The organism is Embleya scabrispora DSM 41855, from assembly GCF_000372745.1.
GTDB classification, from domain to species: Bacteria; Actinomycetota; Actinomycetes; order Streptomycetales; family Streptomycetaceae; genus Embleya; species Embleya scabrispora.
Map to the genome: position 1 here is coordinate 117,115 of NZ_KB889730.1, position 24,077 is coordinate 141,191.

Annotated in this window: 22 protein-coding genes and 1 tRNA gene; 5 read left to right on the forward strand and 18 right to left on the reverse strand. The window is 71.5% G+C overall.

Features of this window, described 5'->3' with window-relative positions; all coding sequences use genetic code 11:
- Positions 1 to 134 precede the first annotated feature (134 nt).
- From A3IC_RS0147495 to A3IC_RS0147560, 14 genes are all read right to left on the reverse strand, one after another.
- Complete coding sequence (locus tag A3IC_RS0147495; protein WP_026219578.1) at positions 135 to 668, reverse strand: bacterial proteasome activator family protein; 534 nt, start codon at positions 666 to 668, stop codon at positions 135 to 137.
- 27 nt (positions 669 to 695) lie between these two features.
- Complete coding sequence (locus A3IC_RS0147500; RefSeq protein WP_020557095.1) at positions 696 to 3,536, reverse strand: ABC transporter permease; 2,841 nt, start codon at positions 3,534 to 3,536, stop codon at positions 696 to 698.
- Complete coding sequence (locus A3IC_RS0147505; RefSeq protein WP_026219579.1) at positions 3,533 to 4,282, reverse strand: ABC transporter ATP-binding protein; 750 nt, start codon at positions 4,280 to 4,282, stop codon at positions 3,533 to 3,535. The genes A3IC_RS0147500 and A3IC_RS0147505 overlap by 4 nt, the downstream gene beginning before the upstream one ends.
- Positions 4,279 to 4,863 carry a PadR family transcriptional regulator gene (locus tag A3IC_RS0147510; protein WP_020557097.1) on the reverse strand — a complete coding sequence of 195 codons (585 nt, stop codon included), beginning with the start codon at positions 4,861 to 4,863 and terminating at the stop codon, positions 4,279 to 4,281. The genes A3IC_RS0147505 and A3IC_RS0147510 overlap by 4 nt, the downstream gene beginning before the upstream one ends.
- Positions 4,864 to 4,962: 99 nt before the next feature.
- Positions 4,963 to 5,778 (reverse strand): hypothetical protein, encoded by an 816-nt coding sequence (locus tag A3IC_RS0147515; protein WP_026219580.1) that lies wholly within the window; start codon positions 5,776 to 5,778, stop codon positions 4,963 to 4,965.
- Positions 5,779 to 5,922: 144 nt separating this feature from the next.
- Entirely contained in the window at positions 5,923 to 6,687 is a 765-nt protein-coding gene (locus A3IC_RS0147520; protein WP_026219581.1) for a hypothetical protein, read from the reverse strand.
- 124 nt (positions 6,688 to 6,811) lie between these two features.
- On the reverse strand, positions 6,812 to 7,792 hold the full coding sequence (locus A3IC_RS0147525) for an NAD(P)H-quinone oxidoreductase (protein WP_020557098.1): 981 nt from the start codon (positions 7,790 to 7,792) through the stop codon (positions 6,812 to 6,814).
- A gap of 10 nt (positions 7,793 to 7,802) precedes the next feature.
- Positions 7,803 to 8,951, reverse strand: coding sequence for a potassium channel family protein (locus A3IC_RS0147530; protein WP_020557099.1), 1,149 nt, complete (start codon positions 8,949 to 8,951; stop codon positions 7,803 to 7,805).
- Positions 8,948 to 10,138, reverse strand: a complete 1,191-nt coding sequence (locus A3IC_RS0147535) for a molybdopterin molybdotransferase MoeA (RefSeq protein WP_020557100.1) — start codon at positions 10,136 to 10,138, stop codon at positions 8,948 to 8,950. The genes A3IC_RS0147530 and A3IC_RS0147535 overlap by 4 nt, the downstream gene beginning before the upstream one ends.
- Before the next feature lie 23 nt (positions 10,139 to 10,161).
- Entirely contained in the window at positions 10,162 to 11,019 is an 858-nt protein-coding gene (locus tag A3IC_RS0147540; protein WP_020557101.1) for an NTP transferase domain-containing protein, read from the reverse strand.
- Positions 11,016 to 11,762 (reverse strand): TrmH family RNA methyltransferase, encoded by a 747-nt coding sequence (locus A3IC_RS0147545; protein WP_020557102.1) that lies wholly within the window; start codon positions 11,760 to 11,762, stop codon positions 11,016 to 11,018. The genes A3IC_RS0147540 and A3IC_RS0147545 overlap by 4 nt, the downstream gene beginning before the upstream one ends.
- Before the next feature lie 89 nt (positions 11,763 to 11,851).
- Entirely contained in the window at positions 11,852 to 13,147 is a 1,296-nt protein-coding gene (locus A3IC_RS60800; protein WP_052174127.1) for an HTTM domain-containing protein, read from the reverse strand.
- The gene (locus A3IC_RS60805; RefSeq protein WP_020557104.1) at positions 13,134 to 13,955 is read right to left on the reverse strand and encodes a DUF5819 family protein; all 822 of its coding nucleotides are present in this window, start codon (positions 13,953 to 13,955) and stop codon (positions 13,134 to 13,136) included. Before A3IC_RS60805 ends, A3IC_RS60800 begins: the two co-directional genes overlap by 14 nt.
- A gap of 226 nt (positions 13,956 to 14,181) precedes the next feature.
- Positions 14,182 to 15,828 (reverse strand): AMP-binding protein, encoded by a 1,647-nt coding sequence (locus A3IC_RS0147560; protein ID WP_020557105.1) that lies wholly within the window; start codon positions 15,826 to 15,828, stop codon positions 14,182 to 14,184.
- Positions 15,829 to 15,950: 122 nt separating this feature from the next.
- On the opposite strand from A3IC_RS0147560, the gene A3IC_RS0147565 reads away from it, so the two are divergent.
- Entirely contained in the window at positions 15,951 to 16,640 is a 690-nt protein-coding gene (locus tag A3IC_RS0147565; RefSeq protein ID WP_020557106.1) for a PaaI family thioesterase, read from the forward strand.
- Between the two features lie 24 nt (positions 16,641 to 16,664).
- Here A3IC_RS0147565 and A3IC_RS0147570 read toward each other — a convergent pair whose 3' ends face one another.
- Positions 16,665 to 16,997 (reverse strand): rhodanese-like domain-containing protein, encoded by a 333-nt coding sequence (locus A3IC_RS0147570; protein ID WP_020557107.1) that lies wholly within the window; start codon positions 16,995 to 16,997, stop codon positions 16,665 to 16,667.
- Positions 16,998 to 17,253: 256 nt separating this feature from the next.
- Positions 17,254 to 18,072 (reverse strand): hypothetical protein, encoded by an 819-nt coding sequence (locus tag A3IC_RS0147575; protein ID WP_040878631.1) that lies wholly within the window; start codon positions 18,070 to 18,072, stop codon positions 17,254 to 17,256.
- A 182-nt stretch (positions 18,073 to 18,254) separates the two neighbouring features.
- Here A3IC_RS0147575 and A3IC_RS0147580 point away from each other — a divergent pair, with 182 nt between their 5' ends.
- The gene (locus A3IC_RS0147580; protein ID WP_020557109.1) at positions 18,255 to 18,842 is read left to right on the forward strand and encodes a TetR/AcrR family transcriptional regulator; all 588 of its coding nucleotides are present in this window, start codon (positions 18,255 to 18,257) and stop codon (positions 18,840 to 18,842) included.
- Between the two features lie 248 nt (positions 18,843 to 19,090).
- Here A3IC_RS0147580 and A3IC_RS0147585 read toward each other — a convergent pair whose 3' ends face one another.
- Positions 19,091 to 20,473 carry a DUF2252 domain-containing protein gene (locus tag A3IC_RS0147585; protein WP_079027162.1) on the reverse strand — a complete coding sequence of 461 codons (1,383 nt, stop codon included), beginning with the start codon at positions 20,471 to 20,473 and terminating at the stop codon, positions 19,091 to 19,093.
- A 107-nt stretch (positions 20,474 to 20,580) separates the two neighbouring features.
- A tRNA-Leu gene (locus tag A3IC_RS0147590) sits at positions 20,581 to 20,664 on the reverse strand.
- 387 nt (positions 20,665 to 21,051) lie between these two features.
- Between A3IC_RS0147590 and A3IC_RS0147595 the strand changes: the two genes are divergently transcribed.
- Genes A3IC_RS0147595 through A3IC_RS0147605 form a run of 3 tightly spaced genes read left to right on the forward strand, consistent with a single transcriptional unit; the run spans position 21,052 to position 24,069 of the window.
- A complete protein-coding gene (locus A3IC_RS0147595) occupies positions 21,052 to 21,939 on the forward strand; it encodes an FHA domain-containing protein (protein ID WP_020557111.1) in 888 nt (295 codons plus the stop codon).
- Between the two features lie 10 nt (positions 21,940 to 21,949).
- Entirely contained in the window at positions 21,950 to 22,483 is a 534-nt protein-coding gene (locus tag A3IC_RS0147600; protein WP_026219582.1) for an FHA domain-containing protein FhaB/FipA, read from the forward strand.
- A 5-nt stretch (positions 22,484 to 22,488) separates the two neighbouring features.
- On the forward strand, positions 22,489 to 24,069 hold the full coding sequence (locus A3IC_RS0147605) for a PP2C family protein-serine/threonine phosphatase (protein WP_020557113.1): 1,581 nt from the start codon (positions 22,489 to 22,491) through the stop codon (positions 24,067 to 24,069).
- Positions 24,070 to 24,077 lie beyond the last annotated feature (8 nt).

Below are 24,077 nucleotides of genomic sequence, written 5' to 3' on the forward strand. Positions count from 1 at the left end.
CGCACGACCTCGGCGCGCGTCGACCTACCGAAAAGCGCTCCCGTCGCATCGCCGACAGCCTGTCAGAGACACGACGAGAGCGCAGCGGGTCGGTGCCATCGGGCACCGACCCGGGGTACGCCCCTACCGGAACGCTAGAGGTAGGGACCCGACTGGGTGTGCGGCGGCTCGCCCTGCCCGCCGGGGACCACGCCGGGCGGAAGGGCCCGACGCATCGTCTCCAGCTGCGCACGCGCCGCCATCTGCTGTGCGAACAACGCGGTCTGGATGCCGTGGAACAGGCCCTCCAGCCAACCCACCAGCTGCGCCTGCGCGATCCGCAGCTCGGACTCGCTGGGCACCGAGTCGTGCGTGAACGGGAGCGAGAGCCGCTCCAGCTCCTCGACCAGTTCCGGGGCGAGCCCCTTCTCCAGTTCCTTGATCGAGCTGGCGTGGATCTCCTTGAGGCGCACCCGGCTCGCCTCGTCGAGAGGAGCCGCGCGCACCTCCTCCAGCAGCTGCTTGATCATGCTGCCGATGCGCATGACCTTCGCGGGCTGTTCCACCATGTCGGTCACCGCGAGTTCACCGCCCTCTTCACCGAGGCCGCCACCGAGCGCCATGCCATCCGGCCCGACGATCACCACCTGCGGGTTCTCACCATTCGCTTCGTTGTTCGGCGTATCCATACATCTCATCCTAGGAGCGCCGGGGGCTTACGCCGTCCTCCCGCGCACCACCGCGCGCGATCGTGTCAAAAGCGCCGCGAGCAGGGCCGCGAGGATCGGCAGCAGGATCAACGCGAGGCCCATCTGCGTCCACGGAATGACCAGCTCGGGAGCGTGCAGCCCGCTCTTGGCACTGGTGGGCATCACGTCCCACAGGGCCGACTTCTGACCCCGCCGCACGACCACCCCCGCGAGCACGCCGGCCGCCAGTCCGAGCGCGGTGCCCAGGAAGGCGATCACCCCGCTCTGGAACGCGGACAACCTGCGCCGCACACTCGGCGGCGCACCCACCGCGCCGAGCGTGGCCAGGTCCTTCTGCGCGTCGGCGAGCGCCAGCCCGGTGGCCACCCCGGACGCACCGATCGTGATCACCAGCGCGAAGGCGCCGAGCAGCAGCAGCCGTGCGTCGTCCTTGGGCTGGAAGCCGCGCTCGATGAAGACGAAGTTCCGGTCGGAGACCTTGGCCACCAGTTCCTCCAGCCGCTGCGCCTGCGCGTCCGAGGGCGAGTGCCCGGCGTCGTAGACCAGACCGGCCGGTTCGACGGTGCCGCCCAGCGTGGCGACCGCCTGCGGCGAGGCGAAGAAGCCGGGAAGCCCGAAGGGTGCCCGCACCGAGACGGCCGGCAGCCGGATCGTGGGGGAAGCCGCGGATCTCTCCTGCGGCGACATCACGAGCGGGCCGTTGCCGTTCATGATGTCCTGCGCCTGCACCTCGGCTGTCCCGTCCGGCCCCACGTATCCCTCCTCGAACAGCACGATTCCGCCCCGGGACAGCACCTCGGCCGCGCGCGGATCGTCCGCGCCGGTCAGCTTGCGCAGGAGGTCGGCATCGCCCACCGCCGAGCGGAAGAAGCCGCCCCGACCGTTGCTCCCGGTGCACCGCGGATCCGTTCGCCACCGCTGTGGATCGCCTCCGCCGTCCGCCATCGGGCAGCGGAACTCGGGCAGCTTCCCGGGCAGGTAGTCGACACAGGTGTTCGCGCCCTTGCACGGTCCGACCGGCTGTCCGAAAAGACCGCCCTTCGCGCCGGGCAGGACCCGCTCCGCGCCCCGCCTGATCCCTTCGGCATCCGCCGCGGTCAGCGGCAACTCGCCGGTGCCACCGGAGAGCGTGCGATCGGGGAATCCGACCAGAACGTGGTTCTTCTGCGCCTTGGGTCGATAGGCGTTGCGCTGATCCGCGGTCTGGCTCTGCCAGACCACCGCGATCACCACCGAACCCGCCACCGCGGCCATCACCGCCGCCACCGCGGGCGCGCTCCGCGGGCGGCTGCGCGCCGCGTCGCGCAGCGCCAGCCGAGGGCTCAACGGCAGGAACCGACCGATTCTCGCGGTGAGCCCGATCAGCGCCGGACAACACGCGACCAGGCCGAGTTCGGCCACCACGACGCCGGCGACGATGATCGTGTCGTCCGCCCGATCCGCGCCGTGCAACGCGATCGCGACTCCGAGCGCGAAACCCGACGCCCCGACGATCGGCAGCACCCGTGAGCCTCGACGCACCCCGCGGCGGCCGGTCAACGACGCGGCGATGTCCTCGCGGGACGCGAGCCAGGCCGGGATCAGCGCGGCGAGCACCCCGACGGCGACCCCCACCGCGCCGATACCGAACAGCTCCGGGACCCGGGCGTCGTAGCGGCCCAGCAGGCTGCCGGTGCGCTCGGCGAACCACGGCCGCATCAGCGCCGCCGCCACCAGTCCCAGCGCGGTACCGACCAGGGCGCCGACCGCGCCGAGCACGATCCCACCGCCCAGGACCACGCCGGCCACGTGCCGACGACTGCCGCCCGCGACCCCGAGCAGCCCGAGTTCGCGCCGCTTGCGCCGGGCGCCCACGGCGAAGGCCGGACCGGCCAGCAGGATCATCTCCAGCAGTCCCAGGCCCAGGCCGATGCCGCCGAGCCTGAGTGCGCGCGAGTCGGCCCACTCTTTGGGGCTCTCGTATTGCCGGTCGGCCCTGGCCGGTGGATGACGCAGCACCGCGGCGGACTCGACCAGGAAGCCCTGCCGGTTCGCGGCCAGAACCTTGGTCCAGGGCATGCCGCCGCGGACCCGGAGCAGCACCCGGGTCTCGTCCCTGCCCTCGCCCGCCCCCGGGCGGGCGAGCATCGCGTCGATCACCGCCCCCGGCATGGCGATCACCATCTGCTCGCGCAGGGCGTCGGGCAGGTCGACCGTGCCGACGATGCGCAACGTGCGACCGGTGGACTTCTCGGTCAGTTCGCCGCCGACCCGGTATCCGGCCGATCGGCGCAACCGCTCGGTGACGACCACCTCGTTCGCGGCCCGGGGCGCTCGCCCCTCGCGTTGGAAGACCATGCCCTTCGCGATCGGCTTGGCGTAGTCGAATTCACGGATCGCTACGTCGGTCCGTCCGTTCGCGGTGGAGATCGTGCCGAAGCGGGTGCGGTCCGTCAGCTGCTCGGACACGTCGGGGATCACCGAGCCCGGGTCCCGAACGGGTCTCGCCGAATCCGACGGGCTCGGCACCACGGACACGGGTGCGGTGTCCGGGGGCGTCGGGCGACCCAGGTCGGCGGGCCGCCAGTTGTTGCCGCCGGGCTCTTGGAAGATCGCGCTCGGGGGCTCTCCGGCCGCCCTCCCGCGCATCTGCTGCGAGGTGTCCGAAACCCGGGCGTCCGCCTGCCCCATCGAGCGCGAGATCACTTCGTCGGTGTCCAGTTGCACGCTCCGCCAGGTCACGTCGGCCGCGCTCATCCCCAGCACCGGGATCGCGATCATCGCGACGATCAGCGCGCTGCGTCCCTTGGCCCGCAGCGCGTCCCGACGGGCGATCCGCAGGGTCGCGCGCCACGAGCTCACACTCATCGCGAACCGCCCCGGGACAGCAGCGACTCGGCGCTTGCCGAGGGGCCGGTGTCGTCCACGAGCCGCCCGTCGCGCAGGAACACGATCCGGTCCGCCCACCCGGCATGCCGGGCCTCGTGGGTCACCAGGACCACCGCCGCGCCCGCCTCGCACCGCGCGCGCAGCACCCGCAACACCGCCTCTCCGGTGGTCGAGTCGAGCGCGCCGGTCGGCTCGTCGGCCAGCACCAGCCGACGCTCGCCCACCAACGCCCGGGCTATCGCGACCCGTTGCTGTTGGCCGCCGGACATGTCGTCGGGAAAACGCTCACCGAAGTGTTCGAGGCCGACCTCGATCAGCGCCTCCCGCGCGGCCTGCCGGGCCCGGCGGATCGACACGCCGTCGAGTTCGAGCGGCAGCGCGACGTTCTCCGCGGCGGTCAGCGCGGGAATCAGGTTGAGGTCCTGGAAGACGTAGCCGACGCTGCGCCTGCGCAGCGCGGCCATCCGGCGCCGGTTGAGCCCGCCCAGCGGCAGGCCCTCGACCAGGACCTCGCCGTCGGTGGGGCGGTCCAGGCCACCCGCGAGCATCAGCAGGGTCGACTTGCCCGACCCGCTCGGTCCCATCACGGCGAGCATCTCGCCCGGTGCGACGGCCAGATCCACCCCGACCAGGGCCTCGACACGCACGTCGCCCCGACCGTGGACGCGGCCCACCGACCTGAGTTCCAGTACCGGTTCCACTGTGCCCCCTGTACCCGTGGTCATCGTCGCGCCCCGCGTTTGCGGGCCGGTGCGGGACGTTCGTCCGCCGCGGGCACGGCCGGCTCCCGCTCGGCCGCTCGGCGGGCCAGCCGTGCCTCGCAGTGGTCCAGCCAGCGAACTTCGGCCTCCGCGTGGAAGATCAGTGATTCCAGGACGAGTTGCCACGCCATGTCGTCCTCGGCCGCGCGCGTCTTGAGCCGGGTGTAGTCCTGCAGCGCCCGCAGGGTGTGCGCGCGCTGTCCCTGGACCACCGAGCCGACGTCGATGCCGGGCACGGTGACGGCCATCGCGAGTTTGATCGCGAGTTCGTCCCGGGGCGGGCTGGTGCGCGACACCGGCGCCTCGAACCACGCGCGCAGTTCGATCCGACCCTTGTCGGTGATCCTGTAGAAGACGTGCCCGTCGTCGTCCTCGCCGTCGGGCGCGACCAGTCCGTCGCGGTCCAGGCGGCCGAGGGTGGTGTAGACCTGGCCGACGTTGAGCGGCCAGGTGGATCCGGTCCGGGCCTCGAATTCGCTCCGGAGCTGATAGCCGTATCGGGGGCCCTGATCGAGCAGTGCGAGCAAGCCGTGCTTGATGGACATACCGAGTATGTATACCCGGTATGCTCATGAAGGCAAGAGTGGCACGCGGCGGAAACCGCCTACGGGAGGGAGCGGATCGGCCGGCGAACGGGCCAGTCGTCAGTTGTCGTTGGAGAGACCGTTGCGGCAGTTGAAGTTGAACGTGTAGCGCTCGGTCTGCGCGTTGGCGACCGGTTGAAGGATCAGCAGCTGCATGATCCCGCTCACCTCGCCGAAGAGTTGCGGCGGGATGCGCCAGGTGATCGGAATGGTCTGCTGACGCGGGCCGGTACCGGTGAAATGCAGGACGTCCTGCGGAAGTGTGAACGGCAGATCGGACACCCACTGGAAGACCACGTCACCGGGGCCCGGCCCGTCCACGACCACGGTCCCGAGGAACTCCACCTGGTCGATCCCGTTGCAGCGCACCCAGGACCCGTTCGCCCGGTCGGCGCTCAGTCGCAGGCCGCTCACCCGGAACCGCTGGCCCAACGGCGGCGGCGGGGTCGGCGAGGCGCCGCCCGGGACGGCCGTCGCGGTGCTGCCACCCGACCCGCCGGACTGCCCTCCCGGGGCCGATGTGGCGGGCGCGTTCCCCGGGCGACCGCCCGAGCTCGGGGTGTTCCCGGGCGGCGCGGTCACCGTCTCGGTCACCGTGACCGTGGGCGCCGGGACCGGCTGCCCGTTCGTGGTCGGCGACCCGCCGGACGTGGGCGCGGTGCCGCCGGACGGCGCCGGGGTCGCCTCGATGCTCTGGTCCTGGGCGGGCAGTTGCGGCGGAATGTCCGCGGGTGAGGGGCCGGTCCCCTTGTGGCGAGCCTGGACGCCGGGGCCGGAGCCGCAGACGTTGGTGAGCACCAGCAGCGTGATGAGGGTCAGCGCGATGATCGTCGGGCCCAGCGGTATCCGCCGGTGAAACCCGCGGATCGACCACATCACGCCTCCTTCCCCCACCACCGGTCGGACGTTCTCGGAAGGTACCGCTGTATCACGATCCGCATCCTCGACGAGCCTGCACCCTTCATCCGAGATGCGCCAGACACACAGTCTGCCCGGCGGGACCGACGCCCGTCCCGCCTCTCAGCGTCGTCGCGGCGCCGGGAAACACCGGACAAGCAGTCCACCGGCGCAGACGATACCGGCTCCCCCGAGGGCGATCAGAGTCAAATTCACAACGGATGGACCGGTTTTGGGCAACGTGGGCGGCGCATCGAAGGCCGGAGGGGTGACAGGAGCGAAGGCGTCGGTCGGGGTGATCGTGTCCGGCTCCATCAGATACCGCGCGACAATTCGCCCACCGGAGCGCACGGCGTACACGCCGGGACGATCTTCCTCGGTGATCTCCGCCCCCCAGGAGCGCAGTTCGTTCAAACCGTCGGTGCCCCCGGTGAGCAGGAGTTCGTGCTCGACGTCGAGCACCGCCCGACCCGACTCGTCGGTCAGCGGCCGGGCGCCGTGTGCGGCCAGCCGCTCCAGGAATCGTTCCCACTGCTGCGGGGTCGGCGGATCCGCGACCGGCGCCGGCTTCGGCGGTCCGGTGGGCTCGGCCGGCGCATGCCCGTGCACCGGTGGATCGGGGCGCAGTTCGGCCGCGGCCGGCGCCCGACCGCGTGGGGAGGCGGCCGAATCGGCATCGCCGGCCGGGGCGGGCGCCGGCGGCGACCCGCCGATCGGGGCGGGCGAGGGACCGGACGCCGCGCTCGCGAGCACCGGGACGGCGGCCGGCGTCACGGCGCCGGGAAGCGCCGACGCACCGGCGAGGGTCGGGGCACCGGAGAGGACAAGGGCCGCCGCGAGCAGACACCCGGCAGCCGATCGACGTGCGAAGCCGCCGGGGGTAGGCATGCCGCCAGACTAAAGAAAATCGACAAAATACCCATTCACCGACATTCGTCTCACCGGGATGGTCATCCGATTTTCATTCGTCCGGCGGCAGGCCGGACCGAGCACCGCGCCCGCGCCCGGCGCGTCAGCGCACCTTCAACAGCACCTTGCCGATGTGTCCGCTCTCCTCGACCACGCGGTGCGCGTCGGCCGCCTCGGCCACCGGCATCACCCGATCGACGATCGGCCGGATCCGCCCCGCGTCCAGGAGCGGCCACACGTGCTCGCGTACGGCCGCCACGATCGCGGACTTCTCCGTCGTCGGCCGGCCCCGCAGCGAGGTCGCGGCGATCGCGGCCCGCTTCGTCAGCAGCTTGTTGAGGTCCAGTTCGCCCCGGACGCCGCCCTGCAGGCCGATCACCACGAGTCGGCCGTTGACCGCGAGCGCGTCCACGTTGCGATCGAGATACTTGGCGCCCATGTTGTCCAGGATCACATCCACCCCGGCCCCGTCGGTGGCCTCGCGGACCCGGGCCACGAAGTCCTCGTCCCGATAGTTGATCGTGACGTCGGCACCCAGTTCGCGACAGCGCGCCAGCTTGGCCGCCGAGCCCGCGGTGGTGAACACCCGGGCGCCTGCGGCCGAGGCCAACTGGATCGCCATCGTGCCGATGCCGCCGGCGCCGCCGTGCACCAGGAAGGTCTCGCCCTTGCGCAGATGGGCGACCATGAACACATTCGACCAGACCGTGCACACCACCTCGGGCAGCGCCGCGGCCGTCACCAGGTCCATTCCCTCGGGCACGGGCAGCAGTTGGCCGGTGGGCACCCGGACCCGCTCGGCATAGCCGCCGCCCGCGAGCAGCGCGCACACCCGGTCGCCGACCGCCCAGCCGGACACTCCCGCACCGACCTCGACGATCAGGCCGGACGCCTCCAGGCCCGGATAGGCCGACGCGCCCGGGGGCGGATGGTAGAACCCCTGGCGCTGCATCAGGTCGGCCCGATTGACCGCCGACGCGGCCACCTCCACCAGCACCTCGCCGGGTTCGGGTTTCTCGTCCGGGACCTCGGTCCAGCTCAGTACCTCGGGTCCGCCCGGCTCGGCAATCGTGATCGCGTACATGGCACCCAGCCTATGAGTCGCCCGTCTTCGGCTGCGGTTTGTGCGATTTGATCACCACAAGTCGGTCACCCGCGCCCAGCACCGCCGCCTCGGGGTCATCGTGCCGCAACGTACGGTGTCCGCGCACCACGGCCACCACCAGATCACCGCATTCGCTCGGCGACTTGCCCGCCTCGCGCTTGTCGATCGGCCGCTCGACCAGGTCCATACCCTCGCCGTAGTGCATGAGGTCCTCCATCACCTCGCCGACGTTCGGACTCAGCATGGAGACCCCGAGCAGTCGGCCCGCGGCGCTCGCGGTGGTCACCACCGAGTCGGCCCCGCTCTGCCGGATCAGCGGCGCGTTCTCGTCCTCGCGGACCGCGACCACGATCCAGGCCCGTCGATTCAACTGCCGCGCGGTGAGCGTGACCAGGGCGGCGGTGTCGTCCCGGTTGACCGAGACGATGATGTTCCGCGCCCGTTCCACCTCGGCCCGGCGCAGCACCTCGGCGCGGGTCGCGTCGCCGGCGACCACCACGAGCTTGTCGTCGTCGCTCGCCTCGCCCACCGCCTCGGGGTCGGAGTCGACGACCACGATGCTCTCGCGGGCGATCCCCTGCGCCATCAGCGTGTGCACCGCGCTGTACCCGGTCGTGCCGTAGCCGACCAGGATCGTGTGGTCGCGCAACGTGGACCTCCAACGGTTGAGCCGCAACTGCTCCCGCGTGCGCTCGGTGAGCACCTCGAGGGTCGTGCCGACCAGGATGATCAGGAAGATCACCCGCAGCGGGGTGATCAGCAGGACGTTCACCAGGCGGGCGCCGTCACTGGCGGGGGTGATGTCGCCGTAACCGGTCGTGGACAGGGTGACCGTCGCGTAGTAGATCGCGTCGAGCAGTGAGACGTGCTCGTCCACCGCGTCGCGGTAGCCGTCCCGATCGAGGTAGACGACCAGGATGGTGACCGCCATGACCAGCAGCGCCATCCCGAACCGGCGCAACACCTGCATCAGCGGGCCGGGTCGGTCCTTGGGGATGTGTACGGTCGCGCCCGCCTGACCGGCCAGGCCCGCCGGTCCGTCGGTGCGCTTCTTCAGCGCCGGCAGCGGCCGGGCGAGCGCGCCGCGCGGGCCGCGACGATCGGCCGGCCGGTCGTCGGGAAAGCGCACGGTCTTCATCGCGGCGCTCCCAGCACCTCGACCCGATCACCCGCACGCACGCCGCCCGGCGGCACCACCGCGATGCCGTCGGCGACCGCGAGTCCGCGCAACATCGCCGGGCCGGAGAAGGCCAGCGGGCGATCCGCGCGCATCGGCACCAGGCGGGTGTCGCACGGATGGCCGGCGATGTCGGCGCCGACCCGGATCCGGCGCGGGCGCGGTTCCGGGCGGCCGGAGAGCCGGCGCAGCAGCGGCACCGCGAGGGTGAGCATGCCGGCCACCGCGGCCAGCGGGTTGCCGGGCAGGCCGACCAGGTAGCGGCCGGCGCCGGGGCGCTCGCCGGGCAGGTGGGCGAGCAGCATCGGATGCCCCGGGCGCACCGCGACGCCGTCCACCAGGACGTCCGCCTCCAGATCGGTGAGCAGTCGGTGCACGTGATCGCGCGGACCGTCGGCGGTGCCGCCGGTGGTGATCACCACGTCGGCGCGGGACGCGAGCACGTGTGCGCGCAGCGTGTCCAGGTTGTCCCCCACCCGGCGAACCCGCAGCAGGTCGGCGCCGAGCGTACGCAGCCACGGCGTGATCAGCGGGCCGAGCGCGTCCCGGATCCGACCGTCCCGGGGCAGCCCCGCTTCGAGCAACTCGTCGCCCAGTACCAGGAGTTCCACCCGGGGCCGGTCGACCACCACGAGTTCGTCGTAGCCGGAGGCGGCGGCCAGCCCGGTGACCCCGGGGGTGACCGTGGTGCCGGCCGGCAACAACTCGTCGCCGCGGCGGCACTCCTGGCCGCACGCGCGGATGTCGGTGCCCTGCTGGATGTGCACGTCACCGAACAGCGTGCGGCCCTCGACCCGGCTCTGTTCGCTGCGCAGCACGGCGGTGGCCCCGCGCGGGACCCGCGCGCCGGTGGCGATCTCGACCGCGTCCCCGTCGCGCATCACGCCGATCTCCGCGCCCGCCTCGCCCGCCAGCAGCCGCCCGCGCACCCGCCACGGCCCGGGTCCGGCGACCGCCCACCCGTCCATCGCCGAGGTGTCGAAGGAGGGCAGGTCGGTGAGCGCGACAAGGGGGCGGGCCAGCACGTGATCGCGCGCGTGGTGCAGGGTGCGGGAGACCGCGGGCAGCGCTCGCCCGGCCGCGCGGGCGGTGGCGCGGGCCTCGGGCCAGCCCAGTGCCTGCTGCGGGTGCGGCTCGGCACGCGCCATGGTCCGACTCTCCCGAGGGGTCATCAGGCGCCCGGCTCGGAGCCCGTGCCGCGGCGCTCGGCGAGGTCCTGTGCCTGGCGCAGCGCCTGGGCCACCGCCGCCGCGCCGCCGCCCCGGCTCGCCGCCGCGTAACCGACCAGGAAGGAGGTGAGCGGCGCGGCCGGTCGCTGTACGTTGTGCGCCGCCACCCGGGTCATGTCCAGCAGCGCCGCGATGTCCACGTCCAGCTCGATGCCCAGTTCCTGCTTGACCGCTTCGGTCCACTCTTCCAAGCCAGTCATGTCTCTCCTCTTCGGGGCTGTGTCCATCCTCCCCGACCGTGTGTGCGCCTCGCGCACATCCGCCCAGGTGTCGCAGTCGAACACGGCGTCGGGATCGGCCCGGATCCGGCGCGGCGCGAGCGGCTCGATCACCCGGCGCAGCGGTGCTCCGACCGGTTCGGCCAGGGTCGCGACGCCGGCTCGCAGGGCGGCGGTGCGATAGGCGGCGAGCAGATACTGATCGCGCCCGTCCGCGTCGACCGCGACCGCGCCGGCCGGCGCGGGCTCCTCGTCCAGCACGGCCACCAGACGCTCGATCAACTCGGCCGGCACGAACGGCAGGTCGGCGGCGAGCAGCACGACCACCTCGGCCCGGACCAGCGGCAGCGCGGCGGCCAGCGCCGCCACCGGACCGCCGCCGGGCGGATCCTCGCGTACCCACTCCACTTCGCGCCCGGTGGCTCGGCGCGGCCCGGCGACCACGATCCGCTCGGCCCCGGCGACTGCGGCGAGCACCCGGTCGAGCAGCGAGACGCCCGCCACGAGCAGGCCCGGCTTGTCGGCGCCGGCCAACCGGCGGGCCGCGCCACCGGCCAGGACGACCGCGTCGTAGCCGCTCACGTCGGTGCGTTCGCGGAGGTCGTGGACCAGCGGAAGAGCGTCATCCCGACGCTGGTCGCGAGGTTGTAGCTGGACACCTTGGGCCGCATCGGGATGGCCACGAGCCGGTCGGCACGCGCGCGCAGCGCCGCCGAGACGCCGTGTCGCTCGGTGCCGAACGCCAGGATCGCGTCGTCCGGGATCTCGGTGGTGCGCAGGTCGGCGCCCTCCGGGTCGAGCACGAAGATCGGTCCGTCCGGCAACGTGTCCGGGGTCACCTTCGCGACCGTGGTCGCGAAGTGCAGCCCCGCGCTGCCCCGGACCACGTGCGGGTGCCACGGGTCCAGGTCTCCGGTGGTCATCACGGCGGCGACGCCGAATCCGGCGGCCAGCCGCACCACGGCCCCGACGTTACCCAGGTTGCGCGGGTTCTCCAGGAGCACGATCGGCGCGGTGCGGGCCCGCGTCGGCTCGGGCTCGGGGCGGGCGGCGAGCGCCACCACCCCGGTCGGGCCGGCGCGCGGAACCAGGTCGCGCAGGAACGGCTCGGACACCTCCCGCGCGGTCTCCTCCAGGTAGCCGCCCACGTCGGCCGCGAGTTCGTCGGCCAGGGCCCGGACGGCCGCCCGGTCGGTGGTCACCACGAGTTCGATCTCGGCGCCGAACCGCACCGCGTGCTTGACGGCGTGGAAGCCGTCGAGCAGCACCGCCCCGGGCGAGGCGGCCCGCCACAGCGCGAGGGTCTGCGTCTCGTGGGGATTCATGACAGCAGCGTAGGACCTGTCGATCGGGGCCCCGGACGCCCGGTGGCGGCGTGCGCCGCCCGGCGCCGGGACCCCGCGGTACGGCCGGATCAGACCCGGCCCGAGGCCGAGGCCACTCCCTCGAGTCCGTCGGACGTGCCCGGCGCGGGCGGCTCGGCGCCGCCCGCGGGTGCCGGTTTCGCCGCGGCCGGCCCGCGGCGCAGTCGAGCCGTCAGGCGGGTGACGACCCGCGTTCGGGTCCAGATCAGGAACGCGGTGGGCAGGAACAGCGCGTCGCCCACCGACATGGACGCGGAGAACGCGGGCAGGCCCAGCATGATCGCGATGCCGAAGTGCATGCCGAGCAGGATCACGATCGCGACGTACTTGACCCGCTTGGCGAAGAGCATGAACACGAAGCCGACCTGGACGAACACCGTGAGGTAGGCCAACAGCACGCCCATCTCGGCGTTCTCGCCGAGCATGTGGCTGAGCCCGGGCCACGGCGCGAAGTACTCCAGGTTCAGCACGTAGTGCATGGCCGTGCCGTCCTGCCAGTACGAGCCCTGCACCTTGTACAGCCCGGCCGCGCCGTAGATGAAGCACACCTCGGCGGCGATAACGAACAGCGCGCAGTTGTGCACGACGGTCACCAGACCGGCGCGTACCTGCTCGACCTGGCGCGGTAGTCGCCACAGCGCGCCGAAGGCGACCGCGATCCCGGGGATCCAGATCCAGCGGCAGACGAACGCGAAGGAGAACTCGGGATCGGGGGACCACGAGTCGCCTCGGCAGGTGGTGCCGAGCGTGACCATCGCGATCAGTGCGACCAGCACGCCGACCTCGTGTCCGGGGCCGGTGCCGGGGCGGATGCCGGTGCGCCTGGCCCGGCGCGCGTCCAGCGACCACACCCGTCCGCACGCGGTGAAGGCCAGGTAGATCGACATCAGCAGCAGGACGGTGTCGCCGCCGTCGGTCATCAGGATGGACCGGCTGTTGAAGGACACGACCATGATCGCGAACAGGATGCTCATCGCCCGGGTGTGCCACCCGAGCACGAACAGCGCGCTGATCACGATCGCCGCGATGTAGATGCCCTCGAACCACAGGCGCGAGTTGCTCTCCAGGAGCAGGCTCACCCCGCCGATGCCGTCCAGCAACTCCCGGGCCATGTCCGGCGACCAGGCCGACTGGTCGCCCCAGATCTCCCGGCGGTTGAAGTACTCGCGGATCAGGCCGACCAGGAAGACCAGGCCGTAGCCGATCCGCAACAGGGCCGCCTGGTGCACGGCGAAGGTACGAGTGCTGACGGTGTCGAGGGCGTTCACCAGCCACCCGCCGACGGCGTCCTCCATCCGGCGATACGCACTCGCCGCGACGCGCGGCTGCGGCTCAGCGGAAGTCATCGGGCTTCGTCTCCCACCAGCCGAGCGTGCGGTACGAGGTTTCCGGCTCGGTCTTCGCGTCCGGCTTGCCGATCGGCTTGGTCGCGACCCGGATCCGGACGGATTCGAGTGTGCGGTTCGCGCCCGCGTCCTGGAAGCGGTGCACCACGATCCGGCGCAGGTAGCGCTGGGTCAGCGGGCCGCGCGTGCCGATCGCCGACTCGTCCTTGGCGTCGTGCGCGTCGGTGTAGCTCGACCACGCGCGCCGGATCATGTTCTGGTCGGCCTTGCTGGGATACAGGTTGCCTCGGATGTGGTCCAGGTCGTCCCCGGTCAGGTCGGACCAGCCGGACTCGACGACGGTGCCGTCCGCGTTGCGCATCCGCGACTGGGCCTGGAGGCGGAAGTTCTCCGACATCGGATTGGGCGCGAACAGCGCCCAGTTCTGCTCGAAGTACGGGTAGATCCAGGTGCCGGTCTGCTTGCGGTAGTCCCCGCTCACCGCGTTGCCGGGCGCGACGTGCAGGAACACGAAGAACACATGGACCAGGGTCACCAGGATCGCGACCACGGCGAACAGCGCGGAGATCGAACGCACCGCCGTCGAGCGCCGCTCGTCCGCGGGCACCGCCGTGTCGATCGGTGTGTCGACGGGGGCGCGTTCCCCCGCCTGTGCCGGGATCCGGGCCGATGACCGATCCGGATCCGGTGCCGGGGCCCGGTCCGCCGTCGTGTCGGCGGTCGAGGCGCCCACCGTCGCACCGGCCTCGGAGCCGGGCTTCGACCGATCCGCCGGTTGCCCGGCCGCCGCGTCGTCAGGCGACTGCATGCCTCTCCCGTGGTCGATGGGTCCGCCGGTCCGGACCCGTGCTGCCGGCACGCTACCGGGTCCGGTCCGCCGGACGTACCGAAACCGTGGCCAACCACACGGTAGGGGCGGTTTCCGTGACCATAGAACGTGTTCTACTCTGAGGCCGGTGCGGCCCCGATTCCGCGGCCATGTCCGGCACGGGGGTGCGGACATGCCAAAGCCGGGGCCGCACCTCACGCCCGGCTCACAGGTCCAGCACGCCCTCGCGGTCGTGCGCCCGGTAGCGGCCGAGCAGTTCCTCCCGCCCCGCGTCGTCGAGCAGCCGGTACGCCGCGCCGCGCTCGGGCCGCCACCACACCTGCCCGGCCGCCCGAAAGCCCGCGCGCCGCAGGCCGACCTTGTGCACCTTGTTGGTCGCGGTGGTGGGCACCTCGTCCACCACCCGCACGAACATCGGCGCCATCTTGGTGCCCAGGTCCGGCTGCTCGGCCATGAACGCGGCGAACTCCCGCGGGTCGAACCCGGCGCCCTCGCGTATCTGCACGCACGCCATCACCTGGTCCCCGGTCACCGGGTCCGGCACCCCGTACACGACCACGACCTCGAACGGCGCGAAGCGAGCGAGGATGCCCTCGATGCCGGCCACCGCCAGGTTCTCGCCGTCCACCCGCAGCTTGTCGTCCGCGCGGGCGGCGAAGTAGAGGTATCCGGCCGCGTCCCGGTAGAAGTGGTCGCCCGTCCAGTACTGCCCGTCGCGCGCCCGGGCCGCCGACGCCTCCTCGTTGCGCCAGTACCCCTCGAACCCGTTGCGCCCGGTGTTGACCAACTCCCCGATCGCCGCGTCCCCGTTGACGAGCCGGCCCGCCGCGTCGAACTCGGCCCGGGCACACTCCTCGCCGGTCGCCGGATCGAGCACGGCGGCGTGCTCGGGACACGGCCCGACGGCGCCCGCGGGCGTGCCCGGCCGCCAGTTGACGCTCATCCCGCCCTCCGAGGAGCCGTACCCCTCGGTGAGCGCACATCCGAACCGGGCCTCGAAGCGCGCCATGTCCACCGCACCGGCCTCGGTGCCGAACCCGGCACGCAGCGGGTTGTCCCGATCGTCGGGCCGCTCCGGGGTGGCGAGCAGATAGGAGATCGCCCGGCCCACGTAGGTGAAGTAGGAGGCGTTGTAGCGACGGATGTCGGGCAGGAACGCGGACGCCGAGAACCGCCGGCGCAACGCGACCGCCCCGCCCGCCCGCAGCGCCGGCGACCAGTTCGCCATCAACGCGTTGCCGTGGAACATGGGCATGCAGATGTAGTTGACGTCGTCCGGCCCGAAGCCGAACTGCTCGGACAACACCGTCCCGGCGCCGGCCAACCGGCCCTGCGAGCACACCACACCCTTGGGCGCGCCGGTGGAGCCGGAGGTGAACACGATCAACAGGCGGTCCGCGGGATCAGCGACCAGGGCGGGCAGCGTCGCGTCCGTGTACGGGAGCAGCAGTTCGTCGTACGCGGGGTCGTCGACCACCAGGATCCGCTCCGCCGGGATGCCCAGGTCGAGCCCCTCCAGCAGCGGCAGGTGCGCTCGCTCGGTGACGATCACCTGGCACTCGGCGTGCGTGATGTCGCGGGCCAACTCCGCGCCGCGTCGCGTGGAGTTCACCCCCACGAGGGTGGCGCCCGCCACCGCCGCGCCGGAGAGCCAGTGCGGGAACTCGGGCACATTGTCGAGCAGGACGCCCACGTGCGGCTCGGCGCCGCGCGGCAGCAGCTCGGTGAGCAGTGCCGCCCGGGCGGCGGCGGCTCGGGCGAGTTCGTGGTGCGTCCAGGTCCGATCCTCGAAGTGGAGCCCGGTCCGTTGGTCGCCCCACTGGTGATGGACGAGTTCCGCGATCGTCACCATGCCGCACTCCCTCACCGAGATCCGGTCGAGCCGGATCTGATAGACCGTTAGATCTGATGCACCGTCATATTCTTTGCCCGCATTCTTGGCAAGATCAAGAAAAGTGTCACGGAGGTACGGGTATGAACTCGAACACCAGGCCGCTGCCGCCGGCCTCGGCCACCGCCCTCGCCGAGCTGATGGCCGGCACGCTGCCCGGACCCTCCAGCGTGACCGCGGAGGCGCTGGAGCTCGCGGACCGGGTACGGGATCTGGTCGAGGCGGTGGTGTGGACGGACGTGGACGCGGCGGTGCGCGCGGACGCGGCCCGACGCGTCGCGGAGCTGACCGCGCTGCTGGGCGCCGCCCGACGCCCGCAGGCGGTGTCGCTGATCCGCTATCCGAACGGCCGGCTGGAGCACCTGACCCAGATGGGCTCGGGTCGGCTCAACCCGCAGGCGCCCAGGCTGGTCTTCGAGGAGGTCGAGCCGAGGCCGGACGCGGCGGCCGACCCGGAATCGGTGGAGATCCGCGCCCACTGCACGCTGACCGCGGCCCACGGCGGGCCGCCCGCCCGGGCGCACGGCGGGATCGTGGCGGTCGTGCTCGACCAGTTGCTGGGCGTCGCCGCGTCCGCGGCCGGGGCGCCCGGGCTGACCGCCGGGCTGGACATCCGCTATCGCCGGGCCACGCCCTACGACGTGCCGCTGGAGCTGACCGGCCGCTGGACCGGCCGTGAAGGCCGCAAGAGCTTCGCGACCGGTGAGATCCGCGCCGCCGGCGAGGTGACCGCCGAGGCGACCGCGGTGTTCATCGCGGAACGCCGGTCCTGAGCCGACCCGCAGCCGGCCCGGGGGTCACACCACCGCGGGAGCGGTCTGCGTCTCGCTCACCATGGGCCGGCCGGCGGCCTCCCACGCCAACATCCCGCCGTCGACGTTGATCGCGTCCCAGCCCTGCTGCCCCAGATAGTGGGTGACCTGGGCGGACCGGCCGCCGACGCGGCACATCACGTAGACCCGCGTGTCGTGCGGGACCTCGTCGATCCGTTCCAAGAGCGTGCTCATCGGGATGTGCCGGGCACCGGCCACATGACCGGCGTCCCATTCGTGCACCTCCCGTACGTCCAGGACGAAGGCGTCGTCAGGGACCGCGGCGGCGGGCACGGCGGGCGGGGGCGACAGGTGCATCGAGTCTCCGGTGAGGTCAGGCGTCCGGAACCCGTCCGGCCGCGCTCATCGCACATTGTCGGTCATCGACGCCGCACACACGTGCCTCGAAAGAGCGAACCGCCCGATCGGTCCGCACGACACGCGGCCGAAATGACGGCTATGGGCGGCCCGGGAGGCAGGATGGGCGGGCAGGGCGCACCGCAACCTCCCGGGCCGACCGACGCCCATCCGGCCGGCCCGGGAGCGGGTACCGCGCTTTCAGCCGGGCTCGCGGTCAGGGATCGACGAGCGTGCCGAGCACCTTCTCCTTCTCCGCGATGTCGTGCAGAAGCTGATCGGCCAGGTGCTCGAGCAGCCCGTCCGGGTCGTTCGGGGCGAGCTGGAGCAGTTGCCCCATCGCGCCCTCCATCAGCTGATCACGCAGGCCGGCCAGCTCGGCCCGCCGGTGGGTGAGCCAGGCCAGCCGGCTGCGCAGCCACTGCCCCCGACTCTCCGCGTCCGGACCGATCGCGCCCTCCGGGGAGGTGGCCCATTCCGTACCGAGGGCCAGCAACTCGGTCACGTCGCCGCGCGCGTAGGCGGCGTTCACCCGGGCGATGAAGGTGCCGCGGCGCTGCTTCTCCTCGGGATCCTGGACCAGGTCCGGGTGCGCCCGGCGGGCCAGCTCACGAAAGAGCTTGCGCGCCTCGGCACCGGGGCTGACCCGATGCACCTCCGGTACCGGCATCGGCTCGTCGGCCGACTCGCCCATGCCGCCCGCCGCCTCGCCCGCGCCGTCGAGGGCACCCAGCAGCGAGTCGAGGTCCGGCATGTCCGTGACCACACCACGCAACTCGACCGCGCGCCGGATGTCCGCCGGATCGCCGGTGTGCGCCGCGATCGCCTCCGCGATCAGTGCGTCCAGCTCGTCGAGCCGCTCGTACAGCGGTCCCAGCCGGCGGTGGTGCACGATCGCCAGGTTGTCCAGCTCGACCTGAAGGGTCGTCACATCGACTTCGTCGTCGAGCAGCGCGGTCTCCGCGGCGGCGACCTGTTGTTCCAACTCGGCGATTTCGGGGTCCGACCAGGGGGTCGGCGCGCTGACCTCGTCCATCACGTCCCTTGTGTGCTGTTCTGTTCCCGCGCGACACCGGCCGGCGGGCGCGTCTGCCGGACTTTGAAGATCAAATCACTCGCAACACCCCCCAGCAGCCTATGTGGTAGGGCAGCATGGTCAGGCCGTCCCTGGCCAGTCGATCCAACAAAGCAGTTGGCTAGAGGGGATAAGATCCAGCCATGCCGCCCGACACCGCACGCACCCGAGCCAAACTTCTCGACGCCGCCCGCGCGGAGTTCGCCGAGCACGGCATCGCCGGCGCCCGCGTCGACCGCATCGCCCTGCGCGCCGGGGTGAACAAGGAGCGCATCTACGCGTACTTCGGCAACAAGGAGCAGCTCTTCCAGCACGTGCTGACGGAGTCGCTCCAGGAGCTCAACACGGTCGTCACGATGCCCAACGACGACCCGGCCGAGTACATCGCCCAGGTCTACGACTTCTACTGCGCCCGCCCGGAGCTGCTCCGGCTGCTGGTGTGGGAGGCGTTGTACTACGGCCACGACCCGGTTCCGGACGAGGAGCGGCGAGTCACGAGCTACGCCGCGAAACTTCAGGAGTTCGCCGATCATCTCGGCGTGAAGCCCTCACCCGACGTGGCCCAGCTGCTCTTCTCGCTCATCGGCGTCGCCGCCTGGCAACAGACGATGCCGCAGATGTCGCGGGTACTGCTCGGGGCCGACTCGGAATCCGAGGAGGCCCGGGCGAACCGGCGCAAGCACCTCATCGAGTTCACGCGAGCGTCCATCGCATCGATGAAGCAGTCATAGGGCGCACGGCCGGATGAAGGGTCCACCCTTCATCCGGCATGCCCACGCGATACCGTCCTTCCCACTCCATCCCCCTGGGAAGGCACACCCGAGGTCCTGCTCGTCCCCACGGATCCCCTGAACCACCGTCGTACCGACCCGCACCTCCAGGCGACGGCCGCGCTCACGCCGGCGACCCCGATGGCGCGTGGATCACCAAACCCTCGTGCGCGGCGACGCGCACGAGGTGGTGCGCCGCGCGCCCGGGGTCAGACCCCGGTCTCGGCCGGCAGCCGCCCCGACCGCACGGCCGCGAGCAGTTGTTCGTGGTCGGCCTCGGTGCGGTCCGCGTAGCTCACCGCGAAGCGGGCGAACGCGTCGTCCAGCCGGTCGCTCTTGCCGCAGTAGCCCGCGAGCACCTTGGGGTCCACCGAGTGACTGTGCGCGCGGGCCAACAGCGCGCCGGTCATCCGGGCGTAGTCGTCTATCTCGTGTGCGGGCAGCACGCTCGGGTCGATGCTCCCCTTCATGTTGCGGAACCGGCGCACCATGTACGCGCGCCCGTCGATCGAGGTCCACCCGAGCAGCGAGTCGGTGCCGGCCTGCATCCACTTCTGGCCCACCACGACCCGGCGCCCCTCGTGCTCGACGTGCGCGGGCGGCAGATACGGCGCGAGTGCCGAGGGCCGCGCCTCCTTCACCTGGAGCACCAACGGCTCGTCGCCGTTGCCCAGCAACAGCACCACGTAGGCCCGGGTGCCGACACTGCCCGTGCCCACCACCCGAAACGCCACGTCCTCGACCGCGAACCGGGCCAACAGCGGCCGGCGCTCGGTGGAGAGCGTGTCCACATAGCTCTCCAGGCCGGCCGCCACCGCATGGGCGAGCGCGTCGTCCACCGCGGTGAGCACCGGCGGCTCCGGAACGAAGTGCCAGGTGCCGTCGGAGCGCCGCCGGGTCGACTTGGCCGCGAACCGGGCACTGGTGTTGCGTCGGGCCTTCGCGGTGACCTGGGCCAGCAGGCCGGACAACTCGGCCGCGTCCGCGTGCGCCACCAGCGACTCGTCGGCGATCGCGTGCCACGCCTGCAACACCGGCATCCGGGCCAGCACCGTCATCGTCTTGCGGTAGGAGGCAGCGGCGTCGTAGGCGGCCCGGCGACACGCGTCCGCGTCCAGGCCGCCGACCCGACCGGCCACCACGAGCGAGGCGGTCAGTCGTTTGAGGTCCCACTCCCACGGTCCCTGCACGGTCTCGTCGAAGTCGTTGAGGTCCATCACCAGCCGACCCTCGGCGGTGCCGAACACCCCGAAGTTCCCCGCGTGCGCGTCACCGCAGATCTGCCCGGTCAATCCGGTGACCGGCTGCGTCGCGAGATCGGCAGCCATCAACCCGGCCGAGCCGCGCAGGAACGCGAACGGCGAGGCCGCCATCCGTCCGATCCGCAACGGCACCAGATGATCGAGCCGCCCGATGTTGGCCCGCTCGACACTCTCCACCACGTCGGGCCGATCCACCGCCGGATCGAAGCCCGCGTGCGCGCTCCGCGACACCCGCTCGCGCAACCCCTTGCCCAGCGCCTTCGACGCCACGTCCGACCTGTCCCGAAAACCCGGAACGATGAATTCCCGCCCCGCCGAAGTCCCCGACATGTACCGACCCTCCCCGGATCAAGCGCACGGCCCACCACGACCCGGCCGGGCACACCGGCCGGAGATACAGAAAGGCCCCAGGTCGATGACCTGGGGCCTTTGCTCGGTGCGCGAGGGGGGAGTTGAACCCCCACGCCCTTTCGGGCACTGGAACCTGAATCCAGCGCGTCTGCCTATTCCGCCACCCGCGCGAGCAATCAAAGATTAGCACGGGCTCAAGGTCCGATACGAATCCATACCCGCAGGCCCCACCGCTCACACCATGAGCATCCGTATGGCCACCCAGAGCAACCAACGGTTCATCTTTGTGGACCGGGATCCCCACGACCCCCACCTCTCCGGCATGCTTGCCCTGCACCGTACGGTGAACGGGCTTCGACCCCGATCACGCACACGGTCGCGGGACAACTACTGCAAGCGAGCCACGGAGGGGACGACAGGGTGTAGGAATCCCTGTGAAAGCCAACACTCCTTACAGTGGCCACGGTAGGGAACCGCGCCCGTTTCCCACGCGTGGATACGATCAGTGAGCAGACTGTAGGACCGGACCGGCCGATCGCGTACGGAAGGAGGTGCCCGTGGGTCCCCTGAAAAAGTTCGAGCAACGGCTTGAGGGCCTGGTCAACGGCGCCTTCGCCAAGGCGTTCAAGTCGGATGTCCAGCCCGTCGAGATCGCCAGCGCGCTCAAGCGCGAGTGCGACAACAACGCGACGATCTGGAACCGCGACCGAACCATGGTCCCGAACGACTTCGTCGTCGAGCTCGGCCAACACGACTATGAGCGCCTGAGCCCGTACGTGCAGCAACTCGGCGGCGAGCTGGCGACCGTGGTGCGGGACTACGCGCAACAACAGCGCTATTCCTTCATCGGTCCGGTGGAGGTCCACTTCGAGCATGCCGACGACTTGGACACGGGTCTGTACCGTGTGCGCAGTCAGGCACTCGCGGGCAGTCAGTCACACCTCGAACAACAGCCCCCACAACAACCGCCCTTCCCGGGCGGGGGGCCGCAACCGGAGCAGCCACCTCAGGGTTATGGATACGGTCGACCCGGCGGGCCACCCCCGCCCGGGGTGCCCGCGCCACCGCCCTTCGGCCCGCCCGGAACCCCGGGAACGCCGACGCCTGCCCGGCCGCAGCCGGGGGAGCAGGCGGCCTACGGTCAGAATCCGCCGCCGGCACCACGGCTGCGTACCTGGCTGGAGGTCAACGGGGTGCGTCACGAGCTCACTGCCCCGGTCGTGAAGTTGGGCCGCAGCACCGATGTGGAAGTTCGCGTGGACGATCCGAGCGTCTCGCGGCACCACGCCGAGATCCGCATCGGCGCTCCGGCGTCGATCACGGACCTCGGTTCGACCAACGGGATCGTCGTCGACGGCCAGCACTGTCAGCGTGCCGGTCTGCGCGACGGATCGCGCATCGTGCTCGGCAGCACCACTGTCGTGTTCCGCCAAGCCGAGGGGTGACAACGGGCGCATGTCTGAGCTGACCCTCACCGTTATGCGGTTGGGTTTCCTCGCTGTGCTGTGGTTGTTCGTGATCGTCGCCGTACAGGTGATCCGTAGCGACCTCTTCGGCACACGCGTGACCCAACGACCCGCGCGGCGCAGAACCGCCGCGCCCGCCTCCGCGGGAGGTGCCGCTCCGCCTCAGCAGGCGCAGCCGGCCCCGCCCCCGCAGCGGCAGCAGGCCCGGCCCCGCCGCGGCCAGCGCAACAATCCCAGCAAGCTGGTGATCACCGAAGGCTCGCTGACCGGCACGACGATAAATCTGACGGACCAGCAGATCACCATCGGCCGGGCCCACGATTCGACCATCGTGCTCGACGACGACTACGCGTCGAGTCGGCACGCCCGCATCTACCCTGCGCCCGACGGCAGCTGGGTGGTCGAAGACCTCGGGTCGACGAACGGTACCTACTTGGACCGTACGCGCCTGACCGGTCCGACCCCCGTGCCGCTCGGAGCGCCGATCCGTATCGGCAAGACCGTTATCGAGCTGCGCAGGTAGCCTGAATGAGCCTCTCTCTCCGCTTCGCCGCCGGATCCCACAAGGGCATGATCCGAGAAGGCAACGAGGACTCCGGCTACGCCGGTCCTCGCCTGCTCGCGGTCGCCGACGGCATGGGCGGGCAGGCAGCGGGCGAAGTCGCCAGCTCCGAAGTCCTGTCCACCATCGTCGAACTCGACGAGGACGTGCCCGGAGCCGACCTGCTGGACGCGCTGCGTTCGGCGGTCGATCGCGCCAACGACCGACTGCGTGTGATGGTCGACGACGACCCCCAGCTCGAGGGCATGGGGACCACGTTGACCGCGCTGTTGTGGACGGGGAGCCGACTCGGCCTCGCCCACATCGGCGACTCCCGTGCCTACCTCCTGCGTGACGGCGCCCTGGAGCAGATCACCCAGGACCACACCTGGGTGCAGCGCCTGGTCGACGAGGGCCGCATCACCGAGGAGGAAGCCGACCACCATCCGCAGCGCTCGCTGCTGATGCGTGCCCTGGACGGGCGCGGCCACGTCGAGCCGGACCTTTCGGTGCGCGAGGCCCGGCCCGGCGATCGTTATCTGATCTGCAGCGACGGCCTGTCGGGGGTGGTCAGTCGGGAGACGATGGAGGCCACCCTCCTGACCTACGGCAACCCCGGCGACGCGGTGCAGGAGCTGATCCAGCTCGCGCTGCGCGGCGGCGGCCCCGACAACATCACCTGCATCGTCGCGGACGTGGTGGATCCGGCCGATCAGCCCTCCGACAGCCCGATCGTGGTCGGCGCGGTGGCCAGCGTCGTGGACGACACCACGACACTGCCGACCACACCCGCGTCCCGGGCCCGCGAGTTGACCGCCGGCGAGTACGAGACCGAGTCGCTGGTCTCCGAGCCGGGCAGTCGGCGCAAGCCCAAGCCGAAGTCCACACTGCGCAGGACGCTGCCGATCTGGGGCGGGGTCGCGGTGCTCGTGGCCGCGCTCGGCGGCGCGTACTACTGGACGCAGACGCAGTACTTCGTGGCCGACAAAGGAGACCACGTCGCGATCTACCGGGGCATCGACTCGAAGATCCTGGGCCTCAACCTCGCGAGCACCTACCAGAGCTACGACGACCTGAAGCTCACGATGATCGGCCAGACCAATCGCGACGCGGTCAACAGCACGCTCGACGCGGCCAGCCTGACCGAGGCCCGGCACACCATCGACCGGCTCAAGCGGCAGGCCGACGTGTGTCGCAGGACGTATGCGGCGGACGACGCGAAGAAGGCGGTCGAGGGGGTGCCGGGCGGCCAGCCCGCGGGCAGCGTGGACTCGTTCCCGCAGCAGAACCCGGGCTTCCCGGCCGCGCTGCAGAGCAACGCACCGGTCGCCAAGCACACCCCGACCACCGCATCGCGAAGCACTCGAAGCTCGTCGACGGCCGACCCCGGGTCCAAGGGCAGAGGCACCTCGGCCACGAGCCCGACCGCACCGGCGAGTTCGGCACCGCCGAGTTCGCCGCCGCCGGCCACCGTGCCGGAGGCGCCCGGGTCGGGGCTCTCCGCCGAAGAGGCCGACCTGGCCAAGCAGTGCTATCCGCGACCGCCCGGAACCACCGGAACGAACTGAGGGGAGCG

Bases quoted from the DNA above. Each gene is read 5' to 3' on its own strand.
- A3IC_RS0147495 (WP_026219578.1), bottom strand. From the start codon at position 668: ATGGATACGCCGAACAACGAAGCGAATGGTGAGAACCCGCAGGTGGTG.
- A3IC_RS0147500 (WP_020557095.1), bottom strand. From the start codon at position 3,536: ATGAGTGTGAGCTCGTGGCGCGCGACCCTGCGGATCGCCCGTCGGGAC.
- A3IC_RS0147505 (WP_026219579.1), bottom strand. From the start codon at position 4,282: ATGACCACGGGTACAGGGGGCACAGTGGAACCGGTACTGGAACTCAGG.
- A3IC_RS0147510 (WP_020557097.1), bottom strand. From the start codon at position 4,863: ATGTCCATCAAGCACGGCTTGCTCGCACTGCTCGATCAGGGCCCCCGA.
- A3IC_RS0147515 (WP_026219580.1), bottom strand. From the start codon at position 5,778: ATGTGGTCGATCCGCGGGTTTCACCGGCGGATACCGCTGGGCCCGACG.
- A3IC_RS0147520 (WP_026219581.1), bottom strand. From the start codon at position 6,687: ATGCCTACCCCCGGCGGCTTCGCACGTCGATCGGCTGCCGGGTGTCTG.
- A3IC_RS0147525 (WP_020557098.1), bottom strand. From the start codon at position 7,792: ATGTACGCGATCACGATTGCCGAGCCGGGCGGACCCGAGGTACTGAGC.
- A3IC_RS0147530 (WP_020557099.1), bottom strand. From the start codon at position 8,951: ATGAAGACCGTGCGCTTTCCCGACGACCGGCCGGCCGATCGTCGCGGC.
- A3IC_RS0147535 (WP_020557100.1), bottom strand. From the start codon at position 10,138: ATGGCGCGTGCCGAGCCGCACCCGCAGCAGGCACTGGGCTGGCCCGAG.
- A3IC_RS0147545 (WP_020557102.1), bottom strand. From the start codon at position 11,762: ATGAATCCCCACGAGACGCAGACCCTCGCGCTGTGGCGGGCCGCCTCG.
- A3IC_RS60800 (WP_052174127.1), bottom strand. From the start codon at position 13,147: ATGACTTCCGCTGAGCCGCAGCCGCGCGTCGCGGCGAGTGCGTATCGC.
- A3IC_RS60805 (WP_020557104.1), bottom strand. From the start codon at position 13,955: ATGCAGTCGCCTGACGACGCGGCGGCCGGGCAACCGGCGGATCGGTCG.
- A3IC_RS0147560 (WP_020557105.1), bottom strand. From the start codon at position 15,828: ATGGTGACGATCGCGGAACTCGTCCATCACCAGTGGGGCGACCAACGG.
- A3IC_RS0147565 (WP_020557106.1), top strand. From the start codon at position 15,951: ATGAACTCGAACACCAGGCCGCTGCCGCCGGCCTCGGCCACCGCCCTC.
- A3IC_RS0147570 (WP_020557107.1), bottom strand. From the start codon at position 16,997: ATGCACCTGTCGCCCCCGCCCGCCGTGCCCGCCGCCGCGGTCCCTGAC.
- A3IC_RS0147575 (WP_040878631.1), bottom strand. From the start codon at position 18,072: ATGGACGAGGTCAGCGCGCCGACCCCCTGGTCGGACCCCGAAATCGCC.
- A3IC_RS0147580 (WP_020557109.1), top strand. From the start codon at position 18,255: ATGCCGCCCGACACCGCACGCACCCGAGCCAAACTTCTCGACGCCGCC.
- A3IC_RS0147585 (WP_079027162.1), bottom strand. From the start codon at position 20,473: ATGTCGGGGACTTCGGCGGGGCGGGAATTCATCGTTCCGGGTTTTCGG.
- A3IC_RS0147600 (WP_026219582.1), top strand. From the start codon at position 21,950: ATGTCTGAGCTGACCCTCACCGTTATGCGGTTGGGTTTCCTCGCTGTG.
- A3IC_RS0147605 (WP_020557113.1), top strand. From the start codon at position 22,489: ATGAGCCTCTCTCTCCGCTTCGCCGCCGGATCCCACAAGGGCATGATC.